Annotated in this window: 15 protein-coding genes and 3 pseudogenes; 14 read left to right on the forward strand and 4 right to left on the reverse strand. The window is 37.9% G+C overall.

Going from position 1 to position 13408, the window contains the following annotated elements; genetic code table 11:
* Window positions 1-203 precede the first annotated feature (203 nt).
* From EHN13_RS13525 to EHN13_RS13535, 3 genes are read left to right on the forward strand one after another with little or no spacing between them, the layout of a single operon-like run.
* Window positions 204-782, forward strand: coding sequence for a hypothetical protein (locus EHN13_RS13525; RefSeq protein WP_124021547.1), 579 nt, complete (start codon window positions 204-206; stop codon window positions 780-782).
* 15 nt (window positions 783-797) lie between these two features.
* Entirely contained in the window at window positions 798-1349 is a 552-nt protein-coding gene (locus EHN13_RS13530) for a lipoprotein (RefSeq protein ID WP_123268203.1), read from the forward strand.
* A gap of 10 nt (window positions 1350-1359) precedes the next feature.
* Complete coding sequence (locus EHN13_RS13535; RefSeq protein ID WP_124021548.1) at window positions 1360-1635, forward strand: hypothetical protein; 276 nt, start codon at window positions 1360-1362, stop codon at window positions 1633-1635.
* A gap of 112 nt (window positions 1636-1747) precedes the next feature.
* Here the strand turns inward: EHN13_RS13535 and EHN13_RS13540 are convergent, their stop codons facing one another.
* Complete coding sequence (locus EHN13_RS13540; protein WP_124021549.1) at window positions 1748-2809, reverse strand: hypothetical protein; 1062 nt, start codon at window positions 2807-2809, stop codon at window positions 1748-1750.
* A gap of 177 nt (window positions 2810-2986) precedes the next feature.
* Here EHN13_RS13540 and EHN13_RS13545 point away from each other — a divergent pair.
* The 3 genes and pseudogenes from EHN13_RS13545 to EHN13_RS13555 form a co-directional block, all read left to right on the forward strand.
* Window positions 2987-3151 (forward strand): annotated as a pseudogene (locus EHN13_RS13545) (IS630 family transposase); the annotation flags it as partial.
* Between the two features lie 116 nt (window positions 3152-3267).
* Window positions 3268-3627: a hypothetical protein gene (locus EHN13_RS13550; protein WP_124021550.1), complete on the forward strand. Its 360-nt coding sequence runs from the start codon at window positions 3268-3270 to the stop codon at window positions 3625-3627.
* Window positions 3628-3759: 132 nt separating this feature from the next.
* A pseudogene (locus EHN13_RS13555) lies at window positions 3760-4034 on the forward strand (hypothetical protein).
* A gap of 78 nt (window positions 4035-4112) precedes the next feature.
* Here EHN13_RS13555 and EHN13_RS13560 read toward each other — a convergent pair.
* Window positions 4113-5099: a hypothetical protein gene (locus tag EHN13_RS13560; protein ID WP_124021551.1), complete on the reverse strand. Its 987-nt coding sequence runs from the start codon at window positions 5097-5099 to the stop codon at window positions 4113-4115.
* 300 nt (window positions 5100-5399) lie between these two features.
* Here EHN13_RS13560 and EHN13_RS24340 point away from each other — a divergent pair.
* The 4 genes and pseudogenes from EHN13_RS24340 to EHN13_RS13575 form a co-directional block, all read left to right on the forward strand.
* Window positions 5400-5498 (forward strand): annotated as a pseudogene (locus EHN13_RS24340) (transposase); the annotation flags it as partial.
* 187 nt (window positions 5499-5685) lie between these two features.
* Window positions 5686-6309 carry a hypothetical protein gene (locus tag EHN13_RS13565; RefSeq protein WP_124021552.1) on the forward strand — a complete coding sequence of 208 codons (624 nt, stop codon included), beginning with the start codon at window positions 5686-5688 and terminating at the stop codon, window positions 6307-6309.
* Between the two features lie 61 nt (window positions 6310-6370).
* Window positions 6371-6643, forward strand: coding sequence for a hypothetical protein (locus EHN13_RS13570; protein ID WP_124021553.1), 273 nt, complete (start codon window positions 6371-6373; stop codon window positions 6641-6643).
* Window positions 6640-6975, forward strand: a complete 336-nt coding sequence (locus EHN13_RS13575; RefSeq protein WP_124021554.1) for a hypothetical protein — start codon at window positions 6640-6642, stop codon at window positions 6973-6975. The genes EHN13_RS13570 and EHN13_RS13575 overlap by 4 nt, the downstream gene beginning before the upstream one ends.
* A 156-nt stretch (window positions 6976-7131) precedes the next feature.
* Here EHN13_RS13575 and mobQ read toward each other — a convergent pair whose 3' ends face one another.
* Entirely contained in the window at window positions 7132-8535 is a 1404-nt protein-coding gene (gene mobQ / locus EHN13_RS13580; protein ID WP_124021555.1) for a MobQ family relaxase, read from the reverse strand.
* Between the two features lie 691 nt (window positions 8536-9226).
* Between mobQ and EHN13_RS13585 the strand changes: the two genes are divergently transcribed.
* The 3 genes from EHN13_RS13585 (at window position 9227) to EHN13_RS13595 (ending at window position 11079) form a co-directional block, all read left to right on the forward strand.
* A complete protein-coding gene (locus EHN13_RS13585) occupies window positions 9227-9778 on the forward strand; it encodes a hypothetical protein (protein WP_124021556.1) in 552 nt (183 codons plus the stop codon).
* A gap of 699 nt (window positions 9779-10477) precedes the next feature.
* Window positions 10478-10726: a hypothetical protein gene (locus EHN13_RS13590; protein WP_071444962.1), complete on the forward strand. Its 249-nt coding sequence runs from the start codon at window positions 10478-10480 to the stop codon at window positions 10724-10726.
* Complete coding sequence (locus tag EHN13_RS13595; protein WP_071444961.1) at window positions 10726-11079, forward strand: conjugal transfer protein TraD; 354 nt, start codon at window positions 10726-10728, stop codon at window positions 11077-11079. The genes EHN13_RS13590 and EHN13_RS13595 overlap by 1 nt, the downstream gene beginning before the upstream one ends.
* A 127-nt stretch (window positions 11080-11206) precedes the next feature.
* On the opposite strand, the gene EHN13_RS13600 is transcribed toward EHN13_RS13595, so the two are convergent.
* Window positions 11207-11605, reverse strand: coding sequence for an H-NS family histone-like protein (locus EHN13_RS13600; RefSeq protein ID WP_124021557.1), 399 nt, complete (start codon window positions 11603-11605; stop codon window positions 11207-11209).
* Between the two features lie 180 nt (window positions 11606-11785).
* On the opposite strand from EHN13_RS13600, the gene pilV reads away from it, so the two are divergent.
* Window positions 11786-13315 (forward strand): shufflon system plasmid conjugative transfer pilus tip adhesin PilV, encoded by a 1530-nt coding sequence (gene pilV / locus EHN13_RS13605; protein ID WP_124021558.1) that lies wholly within the window; start codon window positions 11786-11788, stop codon window positions 13313-13315.
* The last annotated feature ends 93 nt before the right edge of the window (window positions 13316-13408 follow it).

Here is a 13408-nt window from a genome sequence, read left to right on the forward strand (position 1 = left end):
CGATGTTTTAATTGTTAGTATCGATCGATAATCATTGTTTGATAGTTTTAAGCTATCATTTGTTTTGTATCGATCGATTTAAACGATATGACGAACAACAAAAATAATTCAATCCTATCAATTGATTAGAAGATGATTCCTGATCTGCGGGCAAGAATACTTGGATCGGGCGAGACAAATCGGACTAAATCTTTGAGGAATAAATGAAAGGACATAACTTCTTACCACTGGTGGTCTCTCTGGCATTTCTTACTGGATGCCAACAGCTCAACGATGGCGTGAATAGCGTTAACGGGGCAATTAACTCTTCACTGTCATCATTGAACAGCACCGTTGATAAAGCGCTGGGGGTTACAGCTTCCGGTCAGGATAGTGGTCCAGCAACGTCCATTACTGGTCTTGGTGCTGTCTGCAAAGACCATGAAGAAAATCCGATGGCAGCAGAAAAGAAATGGACTGGCAAAAGGATCGCTATCACCAATGCCACTGTTCTTGAAGTTACGAAGGGCAGAAGTGCCAGCGATATGATGACGGGTATGCCCAAAACAGCCCCTAACTATTACCTGCTCTTTAAAACAGCCGATACAAGCTACTGCGGCGGGATGGTCTGGCTGGATTACTACTCTGGTATTGATGATGCCGTTCTTACCTATAAGAAAGGCCAGAAAGTCAGTGTCACCGGAACGGTAAACAATTTCGAAGTCCGCGGGTTCGCTACCGTCAACAACGCAGATATGCCAGTTCGTCTGGTTGTTCTGAGAAACGGCACTATCAACAAATAAATCTGGGGTAACATCATGCGTAAAATTTTACTCGCTGCAGGTATTGCTGCTCTTTTATCTGGCTGCGGTGAAAAAGGCGACTTTGAGAAAGCGATCAACACGAAAATATCGCAATCAAAGCTGTGCTACTCACTGCAGGACAACGACATTGTATTCAACAAAGGTTTTCCGATTAAGGTTAACCTTAGCTACCGTTCTGCCGGATACAGTGCCAGTGATGAAATCCTTAAAGGACTTGTTGAACAAGGGCTGCTGACTGTTTCACAACAGGCAAATGGCTTTAGCAGTATCGATGTTCTAGAAGTAACAGATAAAGGCCAAGAGGTTGAGTTTTGGGACCGTGAGAAAGGTGCCTGTGTCGGTCATCGGGAAGTTTCTGAGATAAAGGAGTGGACTGAACCGGGAAACGGTAATCAGAAAGTTGTTCGCGTGTCTTATACGTGGAAGTTGACGGATGTTCCTTCTTGGGTAGACAAAAAAGCGTTCTCCAGCGTCAAGGGTATGAATGAACCTGAAGAGAGCATGATTAATCTTGTTAAAACAAGCAATGGCTGGAAAGCGATCTAAGGTGTCTATCATGGAAAACAATACAATCCAGTGTCCGTTTTGCCTGAAAGAGAGCCAGCGCGGTGTGCATGTCTGCACCGGCTGCATGGCGACTGTTTTATATGGGGCTTATCCGCAGTGGTATGCTTTCGTGGTTATATTGCTTACCTTTGGCATGTCAATTCTTATCGGAATGTCTACAGGAATTGCGGGGGCTACTATCAGCCTACCAATAATTGCGGTTATTGGATTTGTCGCTGGTAAGGTAATTTTCTCTGATAATGTTGTTTTCAGGCGAAGAATGTAATATTAAATCATAATTATTTAAACCACATCCTTCACAATGATGTGGTTTAAAATCTGCTATTTTGCAGAGCTAATCATTATAATTCTAGCATTCATAATGATAGTTGTATTTATCAACGTGTAATATTTTGCTTATCAAGAAAAATAGCACGATTCATACCTGCGCGTTCAAAGATTGCAAGGTTAAGTAAAAACGCTTCAGACCGAACAGTATCGCAAGAAAGAAACAATGAAACAGGATCCCCTGAAATCGTTAACATAAAACAAAGATTATTAAGGAGATTTATCAATCTAAGGTAGTTTCCTTTTGTATAGTATTCCGTCATGAAGCCATGAAGTATACTGTGTCGATTTAAATTACTTATCCCTGTATCATTCTGTGTATTTTGATAAAGATGTTTTTCTATATAGTTTCTACCATTTAATGCAATCTGGTATCTTTCTTCAAATCCGGAGAAGAATTCTTTGGAGCTAATGCAAATAGGTTTCCAGTCATAATCACGGTAGACATAGTCATTAATGTAGAACTTTAGCCATGCATCATAAATACTAAGTAAAAATTTAGTTCCCACATTTTCAGGTTCATCTAGTCCAAGCCTAATACCTAACGATCGAATAATGCTTTCAATACAAGGTAGGAGAGTAGTTATTGCTGAACGGTATAATCCGAGACAATATGTCTCTGTTGTTTCTCTTATCTGTACTAAACATTTTTCGAGAACGGGAAATTTTGTGTAGTGTTCTATAACTAAAAGTGAAAGCACTTCAGGAGGGAACATTGATGTGAGAGAACGTTCACCTGCCAGTATTTTCATATCTCGACTTGGCGCTTTATTTATTTGACCACAGTGGTGTGAAATAATACCGAGTGATACATAATTGGGAAGGATTATCTCAGCTTCATTTAATGTTTCACCCATAGCTTTTATAAGCGTATTCTTTGATCTATATACTTCAAGTTGTGGGATAAATGCCTTGTATTCTTTATAGCAAACACAGAAGCCATGAAGATTGTTCATAGTGTTTGTAATCGCTGTCGGATGAACAGAAAATTCACCAATGCCCAATTTCTCATTCAGTATAGCATTCAGGATTTCAATGTTATCGCATTTGTTGTTCTTTCTTTTAAAAGTGCGGTGGATTTTTCTGAATATATTATCGATGTTATTTTGCATTGCAAGTTAACTTCCTTTGAAAATAATATAAAATCTACCACTATCCATCAGGATAAACTAGCTGAAATCTTAAATATAGACATCCTTCTGTGTCTGGCTGGGTTTGTTTACGATTTTTTTGGATGCAGCTGGTTATGTTATGTGAGTCACTTCTGGGTTAGAATTTACTCGCCATAGGTGAATCACGTTGAGCAGTTGTGGCAGGCCCTGCACGACACAATAACACGAAATCATCAGTGTCATTCCATGTGGCAGTTGCTGAAAAAAGTTCGCCATTTTATGGAAACCGCCAGCCCATTCCCCGGAGGTCGACATGGACTCGCAAAAGTGTTGTGGTATTAGGCGCAGCTATTTAGGATATACTCGTTGTCGAAATTTCTAGTGTGAGGAACCGCTAAAGTATTATCGCATAATGCCGATACTGATGGTGTAGATTAGCAATTTAAAAGGATTATGACATGGATATTACGTTTTCCGATGCTCAAGTACTTAACAGTTTGATGGGGCATTCTAACTTTGTTCAGTTGACATATTCTGTTTCTGATTTATGGTTAACTTCTGATTCTGTAGTTGTATATTGTTCTTCTTTTCAAATAGCAATTCTTCGCAATGATAATAATAACGTCATCAATGTTATTAACTTAAGATCAAGTGCTTGTGTAAACAGAGAAACGATTATAGTTCCACCAATACCTCTCATCACAACATGTCTTCAAAATGAACTATCAGTAACTAGACCATTTAATATGTCGTGCAATGAGTTTTTTGATGCAAGTAATAATAGAAAACCTCTGGGGGGATATATATCAATCCAGTAATCATGCTTGTATACACATCGTGTAGAGAAGACCGATAATAAAATTGAAAATGGTTACTATAGTTGTAAATTAAATCCCCCTCCCTTATATAGACAATGCGAAGAGGGGGGTTATTGGTCCTAAAATTCTTCTTTGGAAAACAATACAATCCAGTGCCTTTTTGCCTGAAAGAGAGCCAGCGCGGTGTTCATGTCTGCACCGGCTGCATGGCTAGTGTTTTATATGGAGCCTTCCCCGGCAGGTATGCTTTCGTGATTGTAGTATTGTCCTTTGGCCTGTCTATACTAATTGCAATGTCTAAAGGAGTGGCGGGAGCTACTATGGGTCTACCTATAATTTTTGCTGTAACTTTTATAGCTGGTAAGACTATCATCTCTGACAATGTTGTATTCAGAATAATAATGTAAATTATATTAGCTTTGATTTGCCACGTTTACATTTATTTTAAACGTGGCTTTTTAATTGGATAGTCGGAATGTAAATAATCAGATACCTATGGCAAGTTTTTTGAGATTATACATTACTGTAGATTTTTCATCATTTGTTATTTGTGGGTTAAAGACTGGCTCAAGTCCTCTGATTTGTACAGGCGCATAAAATTCCTCATATTCAAGCCATATGCAATCATTTACTTGAAAAACAACTGCGTAAACTTTATTACTGAACCTTTCAAATAAAACTGGTTTGTCATTACGAAAGAAATCTAGGGATTCATGTATTATTACCGACGCTTCATGCGTGGCATATGAACAAATTGAACTTATCATGTTTCTGTTTGAGCAGCAGTTATCAAAAATCTCTTTCTTACTTAGATGAATATTTTCAAAACTCTCCATATACATTTTTAATGTATTATTTGCAAAAGATTTTATCCGTTCTTTGTTGCAGACATTTGTTGCATTAATTGCTGAAAAGCCTTCGGATGCTAATCCGGTATTTATTCTTTTCTCAACTTGTTCGAGTGATTTTTTTAAATTAGCTCTAACCGAGTTCTTGCTTCTGCTATGTAAGTATTTACATTCTATTGCCACTTTATTATCAATGATAACATCGCAGATAGTTTTCATATCAACTTTTGCAGAAGTGTCATGGCCCTTAGCAAATCGAATTGCCATCGATAACTCGTAGAACTTATCATTGTAATTATGACTTCCATCATTTATATTTTTCTCACCTTCTATAATTTCAATTAGATCAGATGTATTATATTGTATTTTACAATCTTTTGTGAACAGATAATCAAGTTCATTAAATCTTGTAACTAAACCAAATAATTCAAGTAAGTCATTATCGCTTAGAGTGGATGTATTTTCGTTTATATACTTATTAAGTAAATCGTAATAGTATCCAAATTTAGTATTCATTATATTAGAGTTTTTATTTCTCTGTATTGAAGCTTCCTGTAGACGACATATTAGGTTATGAAATCTTTTAAGGATTTGATCTCTGTGGTGAACATTTTTCACGCCCATAATTATTCCTTTTGCAATATATATAACAGTTATTTATTTTACTTGTTTTCTTAGTTAAGGTAAAGATAAACATGTAATACACAATGCTGTAGTGTTGATTTTATTGATTATTTCCGAAAAGATTTAATTAGCGACCTTTAATTACAGCGATAATATTTTTGCTTTAATTTTGGGGTGCTGGTTTTTACATAATGTTTTGAAGACGTGGATGGAGTGAGATCTGTAAGCATCCCGGCAAACCGGACCATTCATTTTCAGAGCTCTTCTGAGATACTGATTATGTCCTCTGAGGAGATCACCATGCGCAAAGCCTGATTCACTGAACACCAGATTATCGCCGTTCTGAAGTCCGTCGAAGCCGGACGTACCGTTAAGGATGTCTGCCGTGAGGCCGGTATTTTAACCCTGTTCCTGCCCATATAGGGGGGATGCAGCGCTCAGCTAGCTTCTGGTTTTCAAACTGTTCCGGGCAGAGTCCCCTCAAAATGATCTACTATTTGGCACAGCTATTTAGCAAAAAATCAATTAAGATTAATATCTTGAGAGCACTACGTGTGATTCACATCATGGTTATATGGAGTGGTATATGATTATAAAGAAAACATGTACAAATGATAGTTTCATTGAGCAACTATTGAATGGATGGATTCAGGCAAATCAACGCTATGTCGATCTCTTAGGAAAGAGAGATTGTTGTTGGTGGTATAACGAACGGACGAATGTGAGTGTACTTGCTGGTGCTGCATGGTCATTAGGCTGGGCTGCAATTGAAGAATACCCTTCAAATAAAAGAATGAAGGGCTGTCTTCAGGAAGATACTGATACCAGTAAAGGTCGTGTTGATCTTTACATTACAAATAAAAATGATGATGTTGCTATCGAAGCTAAACATGCGTGGTACAATCTTGATAATATAAACGAAAGTAATGTTATTACTAATTTTAAAATGGATGAAGCACGTAGTGATGCTAATCGTTTGGTAGGGCAGGCCGATCGCCATTTTTCAGCAACTTTTGTTGTTTTTTATACTAAGACAAATTCACAAGAAACTACTATTGGAGATCATATCGATGATCTGATCAACAAAGCTATAGAGAACGTAAAAACAAAGACTATTTCATATGCATATCTCATTGATACGGATTCTATGTTTAAAAATGCTTTGGGGTGTTATTATCCAAGTGTTGCATTGATAATGGAAGAAATTTAATAACAATGGTTAATGTTGGGTTTTTATTAATTGGTTCACATTTTAGGGGTAAGTAATTAATATGGCTTTCACATCTGTAGCTATAGTTTCTGGTACAGCAGCATTAGCATCAACTCTTTTTAAAGAGAAAGAATTAAAAGCAAAAGAGATCATTGAGTTATCAAAGATACCTCAAGAAGAAATTAATCTCAGCCCTCAATTGATAATTGTGCAGAATGAAATTAATTCACATATTACTGGAGTTAAAGATGTGCGCTTTCATAAAGTATTGCTAGAAATCATGGCTAAGAACAATAAGCCAGTAGGCTATTTTCTAAACTCAATGGCAAGTTGAGTTTTATTACTCCAAATCATATCTCAATTGAAGAATGTCCATCTTTCAGCCGCAAGTTTTATAACTACATTAGTAATAATGAAACTTTGTTTTCAAACTTCATGCATATCGCTTTCATTTTAGTAGCACTTTCTTTGAGTATTGATACTGCTCAAAATGGAATTACACCTATAGAAAAAGCATTATCTGTTCTGTTGGCTGCTATTTCAGGTTTTATGATATTTAACTGGTTTTCTTTAATGAGTATTATTTTTAGAAATGGTACTAACAAAACGAAAACTCATGAATATAAGGTTTTGTTTGAGGAATATGCTGATATGAAAAAGGAGTGACTATTATCAATCATAAAGAAACCTTGCGTTGCAAGGTTTCTTTATCACATTATTCACAATGTTGCAGAACCAATTTGAGAAAATATGAGGAAGGAATTTATCATTTTTCTGATAATATATACGATACATTATGATTTATGTGGGAATAAACTGTGATTATTTCCACTCAGGAGGAAAACCCGGAGGTCTTAACTTCGGCTCTAGCGGTTTCCTATCAGCTGCTGGTGTTGGTATATAGTCCAGATCGCTATCAGTAAGTTCGCGCTGTGGACGACTTGGAAAGCGCCTGATCTCCTCTTTGGTTGGACTATAAGTGTCACTGTTAAATCTGACACGTCTTTCATACTCTGTGCGTGATACATAGATACCCTGAACCTCATCAAAGACATAGTTTTCAGCGATACGCTTATCATGTTCAGCATCAACTGAAACAGGGGACGGTTTCTTTCTGGCCCAGACGAATTTCTCTTTTATGTATTCGACTACCAACAGCGTGAAACGCTTAAACACACCGCTCTGACGAGGTTCAACTTTCTTCCTCTTAACTTTAACAGGAGCGCGTTTGAGTGCTTTTGCCGTTGAAGAGGATAGGGTTTTCAATTTAGTGTGTGTATGAGGTACAGGGGCAACCAGAACAGGTTTCTGCAAGCCTGTAGATGAAGCTCTACCTGTGTTATCCGGGAGAACAATTTCTTCCGGTTCAGCCAGTGCATGAACCCTAAAGCTGGCAACATCAACAACGATGTCTAATGGCAGATCTTTAAAGGCAAAGTAGGCTTCCCCAGCTTCTTTTTTTAGCTCATCTCGTATAGCTTGCTCTGTAGCACGTTGTTCCTGAGCTGCAACAGTTCCCCAACGGTCACGAGGGATATGAAGTATTGGGTCGCGGTTTGTTTCAATAGCTTTAGCAAGCCAGATAGCTTTCTCTTCATTGGTAGCTGCAACCGTTGCCTGTTCAAGAGCTTCCTCATACTGAACCCTGATAGAACGGTGATCAACGCGTTCATCACGACCATACAGTTCAAGGAAGCTATTACAGATGTCCTGCCAGCCTTTACGCCAGTTATCGAGCGTTTCAGGCTTATCCCACTCACGGACCTTTTTACCAAAGCCGGTAGAAAGAACCTCACGGGTTGTTCCCATGATATGGATATGCGGGTTATGACCATTAATATCGTGGATAACAACATCAGCAATGATGCCTTGCTTGGTAAAGTGCTCAAGAACAAAAGCAGCAGTGAGTTCAATGTTCTGTTCTGGTGTTAGCTCGGCAGGAAGAGCAATTTTAAACTCTTTGGCAAGACGAGCATCTTTTCTCTTCTCTGAGGCTTCAACAGCATTCCAGAGTGTTTCACTGTCAACAATCAGGTCAGGTGGAGTATGTTCAGGTGCAAAAATCTGCGCAAAGGCAAGGTCCTTTTTATGTGCTGTTTTGCGGCCACAAATTTCACCCGTTCTGTTATCGAAGAAAACTTTACGGTGACGATATGCAGCAGAGTTAACCGAAGACTGACCTTCGCCTCTGCTGATGTTCTCCATTTTAAAACTGTATATCGCCATCCAAATATTCCTCAATGCCAAATGCTGCTTTTCGTTTTACATAAGGAAAACGCCGGGGTTGACGTTGACCTTGATTTTGTTTCCGAAGGAAACGGTTTTAGCCTGCGGCAGCAACCGTCGGTAGACCCCACGGCATTAGAGCGAAGCGATAATGCGTAAGTGGGCATTGCTTTATTTTTTTATCGCCATAAATGGCTCAAAAAATAACAACAATGTATAAGGCTTACCCTTATTAATTAATACTAAATATATGAATGACTGTAAAACATACCGCCGAATTAAGCGGCGCAATATGGATGGGCGGGCGAAGTATTCCGCGATATTATACGGATTGGGCTTTGATAGCGTCCGTAGGACAAAAAGAGTGTTATTTCATCCCGCCGTAAGGCGGGGAAACACTAAAAGACATAAAGCGGATAAAAATAGTGGTAGTTTCCCCTGTTGCACAATTCACTGGTGAGGGTAAGAAATTAGAGCGAAAAACCGGAAGGTGAAATGAAAACCATTAATAAACAAAAATAAGTAACGCGGAGAGAGTCGTTTAAAAAATTAGTGTGTGCTAGCATACGAGTGTACTATTATTCAACTTCTCTAAATCAGACTTGATCTTATGTCTGAGATAGCTTAATAATATCGCCGTTGATTGGTATCAACATAGTATCAGGAAAGTTACTTTTTTATGGTGATAAGTATGCAAGAAAGTTGGCAGTTTTTGGTAACCACAGTAATACCTATCTTAGCTTTAATGACTGCTATCAGTGCTAGAAATGAAGCAAAAAAAGCGAATCGAATTGTGACAGAGGCTCATAAGCGGAACGAACTTAATCAGTATTACCCCTCATTGAAATTCAGTTCGGAAATTATTGATGAAAAGATTCATCTTGTGATTGCAAATGCATCAAATAGTAATAGTGCGTCTTTAGGAAAAATACGATATAATATTTTTTTACAATCTGGTGATTACAAGTTTGATAAAGAAGGATTCATTGAATTAGATGAGGTTATTAATTCCAATTCAGAAAAGAAAATTCCTTTTTATTTATTGAACGAAAATGTGGAAGGGATTAACTCTATTGTTTTAAAAATGACCAGTCAAAAAGCAGACGCTGTTTCTATACGCTTGAAAGCATGGTTAGACTATAAACCAACAATATATGAGGGTAAAGAGGTCGTGGAATATTTTGGTATAACTTATTCATATGAGAATGGAAAGTTTAATCTTTCTGGGCCAATCCGATACTAATTAACTTGATAAAACGCTCTATGAAAATCTGTGAGCGTTTTTAGACTTAGAATGATTGTTTAGAACGCAACAACGTTGTGGCAGTCAAGCTCAACATTAACAAGACCATTTTCTAAGTCAAGACTATAAAATTAGATTGTCAGCTGACTATAATAAAGCCTTTTTTGATGCTTTCATATTGAGCATTTTCTGCGGAACAGTGATATTAAGTTTATCAGAAACGTACTCCTACTCCCTGTCAGGAATAATAAACTTTGGTCCACAACTTTAAGATGTATTAATTACTTGGTATCAGTTATTTTCTTTAGTGATCATGGGCATTCCTGATATACATCATAAATTTTAGTTTTTCACACAGAACAGCTGTTCCAGTAATTCATTGAGGCAAGCAGTATCGCCATCCGATATGAAAACTTTAGTGATCATATTAAGTTATATGGTGTTAATACAGGCATAATTTGCCAAAATAAAATATTTACTATAAAAGAACATAAGAACATGAAATAAACGGGGTGAATATGAATGTCGGTGGGTTATGCGAATCAGAAGTAATACTGATCTGTGTCAATGCTGCATTATGGACTATTAACATTGGCTTTATGAGCATTTGGGTTGTCAGATAAAATATTACACCTTACTTATTGATTTATCTGTAAATTGTGTTAGTACATAATCAGGAAATCAATACAGGGAGGTTTTATGTATAAAAATAATGATGAAGCCATCGATCTCGAAGCAAAACGATTACTTGATAATGGAATCTATACCGATCTGGAAAAGGCATATAGTGAAGCAGAAAAGATAATAACAGAGGTGCGAGTTGAATTTAAAAAGAGGCAGGAAAAAAAACAGTTCCGATCTCGGATTAAATCAATCAAACGAGCACTTTCAGATGATGAGTTCAGGAATAATGTTCCTTATAATCATAGAAATCAATGGAGTAAATAATGAACGATGATGAAATAAAAAATACCTATCTAACAGGTAAAGCCTTTCTGGGGGATAGAAGCAGGGCCGAAATAAAGAAAACACTTGAGCAAAAAATTGCGGGAGCACAAAATAAGCTCAATTATCTAAAAGCGAAAGAAAAAAGAGATAGCAAAAAAGAAAATACACGACAAAAAATAATTCTCGGTGCAGAGGTTGCCAAGGTTTTAAACTGTGATATTAGTGAGGTAGATAAACAATTACTATTTGGTTTGTTGTTGGAGGTTCCATCCTTACATACACATGATATCGAACGGTATAAAATAAATGGAAAAATCTACATCGAAAGAGTTCTCAAAAAATTCAGACCATAAAATCAATTCACGTCCGAACAGCTCTCCGGCTTAAAACTTGTTTTAGGCTGGGGAGCTGTTGACCAAGCCCCAGAGGGCGCGGTAGTCAATTTTTACGGCCATCCGTGGCAATAAATCACAACCAAACTCAGATGGCAAAGTCTTCAAGAGCTTTACCACCTTCGAGTGCAGCAGCAATCGCTTTTGGTGTACGACCTTGACCCGTCCACGTCTTTTCATCACCATTTTCGTCAATGTACTTGTATTTAGCAGGACGAGGAGCACGAACAGCAGCCGGACGAGAAGATTTAGGATTGCCCAGCAGTTCAGATGGATCAATACCATCTTCAAGCAGTTGTGCACGAAGCGCTTCATTTTTGGCCTGACGTTCAGCATTTTGTTGCAGTACAAGTGATTCTTCTTGGCGTCTGTCTTCGACAATAGCAGTTAATTTTTCCAGCATCTCTTCCAGTGTTGCCAGATCTGTTTCTCGTGCCTGAGCGCGAAGGGTACGGATGTTATTAAGTGCTTTAATAGCTTCAGTCATTATCTTTTATCCTGAATGTTTAAGGTCATGAGCAGGATACCATACAAAAGACGATCATGGATCACATTACCCCTTCTAAATTTTATTGTTGATTTTTTATGGACTAGTTCTTAACCAGTCTTGACCTCTTTTTTATTTTTGTTAATTGATTAGTACGTGAAATAAAAAAGGACGATGAAAATGAAAAAGAAAAATAAGAAAGGTTTCTCATTACTGGAACTCATTTTAGTGTTGAGTGCAGGTAGTATGATGGCATTTCTAAAATTTCAAGACATGAAAACTAATCAAGAAAACATGATGGCTGATTCTGTTGGTAATCAGATAAAGCAAATAGGAGAGGCGGCAAATCGCTATATCAGTATCCACTATGACAAGCTATCAACACTTTCTTCAAGTAGCAGTCAGTCAAGTGATCCGGGACCAAGAACATGTACATCTAATAGCTGTGAAATCACATATCAAACATTAGTAAATGAAGGGTTTCTTCCTGTAGGTTATACAGGCATTAACATGCAAAAGTCATCTTACAAAATAGTATTAAAACGTGCAGGGACTGCTCCCAATTTTGTTATCAATGGTCTTATTACAACAACATCGCCTTGGCTGGAAGGCGGTAAATATCGTTATGATTTGTTAGGAAAAGCTATGCAGGTCGCTGGTATTGATAGTGGAATGACGAAATCAGCTACTTTAGTATCAGGTCTACAGGGCGCATGGACAGAAACTTCATCAGCTTTTAATAACATCACTGCAGCGGGTCTACTGGCTTATCGTGTTGGCTACGATTCCTCTATGTATTCTGTGTATTTGCGTCGTGATGGCACATTACCTATGACAGGTAATTTAAACATGGGTAATCAGGACATAAATAATGCCAGAAATATAACGGCAGCGGGAACCACAACTACGGAGGCATTACGAACTAGCGGGGCAGCAGCGATAGGATCAACATTAGACGTTGGCGGTGTGGCAACGTTAAACTCTGATTTGAATGTAGCAGGTAATGGTCATGTCAATGGTAATTTAAATTCTAATAATACCGTATCAGGAACAACCATAACGTCCAGAGGTGAGACCTATACTAATAACTGGTTCAGAACTATGGGAGATGGGGGGATTTACTTCCAGAAATACGGTGGCGGTTGGAATATGACGGACACGAATACCATAACTGCTTACGCAGGTAAAAATATTCAAACAGCGGCGGGATTATATGGTGGTTATGTAAAATCAACAGGAAACATAGACGCTAATGGAACGGTAAATGCTTCATATGTGTGGGCATCAGGGAACCTCAACTCAAATTATGTTCATTCCAATGGTAATATAGATGCCGCAGGGCAAGTTTATGGTGCTGGAGGGGTTGTCTCAGGTGGTAGAACAACAGTTGGAGAGTATCTTCATCTAAATGGAGTGGCCTATGCCGGAAATGGATGTTCTCCTAATGGTTTACAAGGGCGAGCAGTTGATGGTTCTATATTATCTTGTACTAATGGCGTGTGGAAAGAAGGTGGCGGAAGTGTAAATAGAATGTTCATTGTTGTTGAAGGAAAGTGTTATGTTCCAAATAAAGATACCGGCGGTTGTTCTTGTCCAAACGACCCAAATCGTCTAAAACAGATAGAAGTGTCAAGATATAGAGGAAATGAATGTAATAATGGTGGAAGTAACTGTAGAGAGCCAGATAGAAGATTATATACATGTAATTAGGTGACTGGCGGCATTACGAAAAGTTTATTTCCACTGGGGCTGATTTAGTTGCCCCATGTTTGGGAATATATATTCTCTCCAATGTGGAGTTTC

Source organism: Citrobacter youngae (assembly GCF_003818115.1).
In the GTDB taxonomy this organism is placed as follows: domain Bacteria; phylum Pseudomonadota; class Gammaproteobacteria; order Enterobacterales; family Enterobacteriaceae; genus Citrobacter; species Citrobacter youngae.

Excerpts from the sequence above, each read along its gene's own strand:
- EHN13_RS13600 (WP_124021557.1), bottom strand. The coding sequence starts at position 11,605 with ATGACTGAAGCTATTAAAGCACTTAATAACATCCGTACCCTTCGCGCT.
- EHN13_RS13595 (WP_071444961.1), top strand. The coding sequence starts at position 10,726 with ATGAACGATGATGAAATAAAAAATACCTATCTAACAGGTAAAGCCTTT.
- EHN13_RS13540 (WP_124021549.1), bottom strand. The coding sequence starts at position 2,809 with ATGCAAAATAACATCGATAATATATTCAGAAAAATCCACCGCACTTTT.
- pilV (WP_124021558.1), top strand. The coding sequence starts at position 11,786 with ATGAAAAAGAAAAATAAGAAAGGTTTCTCATTACTGGAACTCATTTTA.
- EHN13_RS13550 (WP_124021550.1), top strand. The coding sequence starts at position 3,268 with ATGGATATTACGTTTTCCGATGCTCAAGTACTTAACAGTTTGATGGGG.
- EHN13_RS13590 (WP_071444962.1), top strand. The coding sequence starts at position 10,478 with ATGTATAAAAATAATGATGAAGCCATCGATCTCGAAGCAAAACGATTA.
- EHN13_RS13565 (WP_124021552.1), top strand. The coding sequence starts at position 5,686 with ATGATTATAAAGAAAACATGTACAAATGATAGTTTCATTGAGCAACTA.
- EHN13_RS13530 (WP_123268203.1), top strand. The coding sequence starts at position 798 with ATGCGTAAAATTTTACTCGCTGCAGGTATTGCTGCTCTTTTATCTGGC.
- EHN13_RS13570 (WP_124021553.1), top strand. The coding sequence starts at position 6,371 with ATGGCTTTCACATCTGTAGCTATAGTTTCTGGTACAGCAGCATTAGCA.
- EHN13_RS13535 (WP_124021548.1), top strand. The coding sequence starts at position 1,360 with ATGGAAAACAATACAATCCAGTGTCCGTTTTGCCTGAAAGAGAGCCAG.
- EHN13_RS13585 (WP_124021556.1), top strand. The coding sequence starts at position 9,227 with ATGCAAGAAAGTTGGCAGTTTTTGGTAACCACAGTAATACCTATCTTA.
- EHN13_RS13560 (WP_124021551.1), bottom strand. The coding sequence starts at position 5,099 with ATGGGCGTGAAAAATGTTCACCACAGAGATCAAATCCTTAAAAGATTT.
- mobQ (WP_124021555.1), bottom strand. The coding sequence starts at position 8,535 with ATGGCGATATACAGTTTTAAAATGGAGAACATCAGCAGAGGCGAAGGT.
- EHN13_RS13525 (WP_124021547.1), top strand. The coding sequence starts at position 204 with ATGAAAGGACATAACTTCTTACCACTGGTGGTCTCTCTGGCATTTCTT.